The organism is Rhizobacter sp. P2_H2, assembly GCF_056403375.1.
In genome coordinates this window covers 1-3,197 of record NZ_JBFUFP010000636.1, presented here as the reverse complement: position 1 = coordinate 3,197, position 3,197 = coordinate 1, and the positions used below count along the sequence as shown (strand labels likewise).

The following is a 3,197-nucleotide window of genomic DNA, read 5'->3' as shown; positions in this document are numbered from 1 at the left end:
CGCCTGTTCCGCAGCGTCTGCCTGGTGGTGGACCATGCGCATCGCCAGGGTGTGGTGCACCGCGACCTGAAGCCCGGCAACATCCTGGTGTCGCGCGACGGCGTCGTGAAGCTGGTCGACTTCGGCATCGCCAAGCGCCTGGACGCGGGCAGCGCCGAGCGCACCGCCACCGCGATGCGCGTGCTGACGCCGGAATACGCGAGCCCGGAGCAGGTGCGCGGCGGGCCGGTCGGCGCGGCGAGCGACATCTACTCGCTGGGCGTGGTGCTGTACCGCCTGCTGACCCAGGCGAGCCCGTACGGCCGCGCGACCGAGGACAACTACGCGCTGACGCGCGCCATCTGCGACACCGAACCGGTGCGCCCGAGCCGGGCGCTGGCCCGCGCGCAGCGGCGCCAGCTCGAAGGCGACCTCGACGCGGTGGTGCTGATGGCGCTGCGCAAGGATCCACTGCACCGCTATGCCTCGGCCGAGGCCGTGGCCGACGACCTGTTCCGCCACCTCGAAGGGCTGCCGGTGCAGGCGCGCCGCGGCGCCTGGAGCTACCGTGCCGGGCGCTTCGTGCTGCGCCACCGCGCGGCGGTCGGCGCGGTGATGCTGGCCAACCTGGCGCTGCTCGCCGGCATGGCATTCGCCGGCTACCAGGCCTATGAAGCGCACCGGCAGCGCGAGCGCGCCGAGCGGCACTTCGCGAGCGTGCGCAAGCTGGCCAACACGATGATGGTGCCGATGCACGATGCGATCCGCACACTGCCCGGCTCGACGCCGGCACGCAAGCTGCTGGTCGAGAACGGGCTCGCCTACCTCGAAGGCCTGGCCGTCGAAGCCCGCAACGAACCGGCATTGCAGGTCGAGCTGGCGACCGGCTATCGCAACATCGGCGACATCCAGGGCCGCCCGGGGCTCGCCAGCCTCGGCGATCCGCAGGGTGCGATGAAGAGCTACGGCCGCGCCATCGAGCTGTTGTCGCCGGTGCTCGCCGAGCGGCAGCCGCACGCTGCGGTGTACCGCGACGCCCAGCAGGAAGCGGCCATCGTCCGGCAGCGCGAAGGCGCGGTGCTCGGCTTCACCGGCAAGTTCAAGGAGGCCGACAGCGCGTTGCGCGCCGGCGTCGCGCTGGTCGACGACCTGGCCGCCGCCGACCGCTCCAACCGCGTGCGCCAGCTGCTGCGCGCCACGATGTACGGGCAGCTGAGCCAGGTGCAGATGTTCTCGGGCGACATCGACACCTTCCTGAAGACCTCGGCCGATGCCGCCGCGCAGCTGGAGGCACTGGTCGCGCAGGACCCCGGCGACAGCGATGCCGGCCTGAACCTSGCRTCSAACTACTCGACGCGCGGCGARCAGCTGATACAGCGCGACGCCACGCCCGAGAGCGCGCAGCTSGCGCTCGACGCYTTCCGCAAGAGCMYGGCSGTGCTGGAGMMGCTGGYKGCGAAGAACCCGCAGAACACCTCGMTCGCMCGSCACRTCGCGACCRRCCTGGAAAACAYCGCSTGGTGCCTGCGCCGCMTCGGSCAGCCGCGCGAGGCGGTGGCGCAGGCACGGCGCGCCGTCGACATGATGCGCACGATGAGCGCGCGGGATCCGGACAACACGCAGTTCCACGCCGACCTGGCCAGCATGCAGACCACGCTCGGCGAAGCCCTGCTGGCCGACCACGATGCGCGTGCCGGCGTCGAGGTGCTCAACGCCGCGGTGGCCTCGTTCGCGGCCTTGCCGGACGGCATGCGCGAGGACAACTACGTGCACCACCACCAGGGGCTTGCGCACCACGTGCTGGGCCTCGCATTGCAGGCGCGGCACCGGGCCGGCGATGCCCGGGCCGCCTGCGACCAGCAGCGGCGCGCGCTGCCGATCCTGGAGGAGATGGACAAGCAGGGCATCCCGCCGGGCACCACCGGGCCTGCCGCGGTGCGCGAGGCCTTGAAGGACTGCGGGCAGTCGTAAGTCTTTGCAACACCTGAGCCGCAGTGCGCGGCGAATCCGCTCTGGCAGCACCTGATGACCCGGAGCTGCGATGAACAGGATTCTTGCGTTGGCGGTGCCCGTCCAGCGGACACCGTCGCCCGACCCACGGCTCAGCCCACTCGACCCCTGTCTCGACCCGCTGCCGTTGCTGCACGAGGAGCCGGACGTAGCCGCCGAAGCCGAGGAGGCGCCCGACGGCGCCTGGCGCCCCGCGCTGCTCACGCAGTGGCTCGCGGCCGAGGGCGCGGCGCCGCGCCAGCACAGCGTGCGCGCGCTGCTGCAGGCGCTCGGTTTCGATGCGCTGGTGTACGGCCGCTTCGTGCGCGCCGGCGAGCGCTGGCTGCCGCAGGCGTTCTGCACCACCTATGCCGACCGGCCCTGGCTGCAGCGCTACGTCTGCGCCAGCTACCACCGCGTCGACCCGCGGCTCGCGGCGGCACTGCCGTCGAGCCTGCCCTGCCTCTGGTCCGTCGAGGCGCTGCGGCGCGCGGCCGACGACGCGGCCGAACCGGCGCTCGCGCACATCTTCGTCGACGACCTCGCGGCCAGCGGCGCGCGCAGCGGCGCGATGTTCGGGCTGCCCGGCCCGAGCGGCAGCCCGGGCGAGCGCCACCTCGTCAGCCTGAGCTCGGCGCGCGAGGGCATCGACTGGCTCGACGATGCACGGCTCGGCCAGATGCTGACGCTCGGCTTCTGCCTGCACGCGCTGTACACGCGCCACCTGCCGGCGCCCGGCGACGCTGCCGTCGAGGATGCCCTGCCGGCCGGCCTGTCTGCGCTGCAACGCGAGATCCTCGACTGCGTCGCCCGCGGCCTCGGCGACAAGCAGATCGCCGCGCGGCTGAGCCTGTCGGCGCACAACGTCGACTACCACCTGCGCCAGCTGCGCCGGCGCTTCGGCGCGCGCAACCGCGTGCAGCTGACGCAGGCCGCCTTGCGCGCCGGGCTGCGCTACGAGGCTTCGTAGTTGTGGGCTGCCGATGCGCCACCTATTCTGCTGGCACCCCTCCGAAGGAGCGCCGATGTCGACCCTTTCGCCCGTGCAGCAGAGCGATCCCCGTGCGAACGAACTCGCGCGCCAGGTCGTCGACACCTACAACCAGCAGGGCGGTGCCGCCGCCGCGCGCAAGCTGCGCGAGGTCACCAACGACCCGCAGCTCAGCGCCGCGCAGAAGAAGGAGGTGTACCAGGGCGCCGAGCCGGTCGTCGACGACATCGCGAACGAC

3 protein-coding genes are annotated in these 3,197 nt (G+C 72.5%); all 3 read left to right on the top strand.

Translation table 11 applies throughout. From position 1 onward, the window contains the following. The coding region (locus tag AC1D15_RS23845; protein WP_477827923.1) for a serine/threonine protein kinase at nt 1–1,950 on the top strand (1,950 nt) is incomplete at its 5' end. A gap of 70 nt (nt 1,951–2,020) precedes the next feature. Next, nucleotides 2,021–2,938 carry a helix-turn-helix transcriptional regulator gene (locus tag AC1D15_RS23840; protein WP_477827922.1) on the top strand — a complete coding sequence of 306 codons (918 nt, stop codon included), beginning with the start codon at nt 2,021–2,023 and terminating at the stop codon, nt 2,936–2,938. A gap of 55 nt (nt 2,939–2,993) precedes the next feature. Next, nucleotides 2,994–3,197 (top strand): hypothetical protein (locus AC1D15_RS23835; protein ID WP_477827921.1); only part of this gene is annotated, 204 nt, incomplete at its 3' end.

Coding starts and splice junctions, on each gene's coding strand:
- AC1D15_RS23840 (WP_477827922.1), top strand. CDS start 2,021: ATGAACAGGATTCTTGCGTTGGCGGTGCCCGTCCAGCGGACACCGTCG.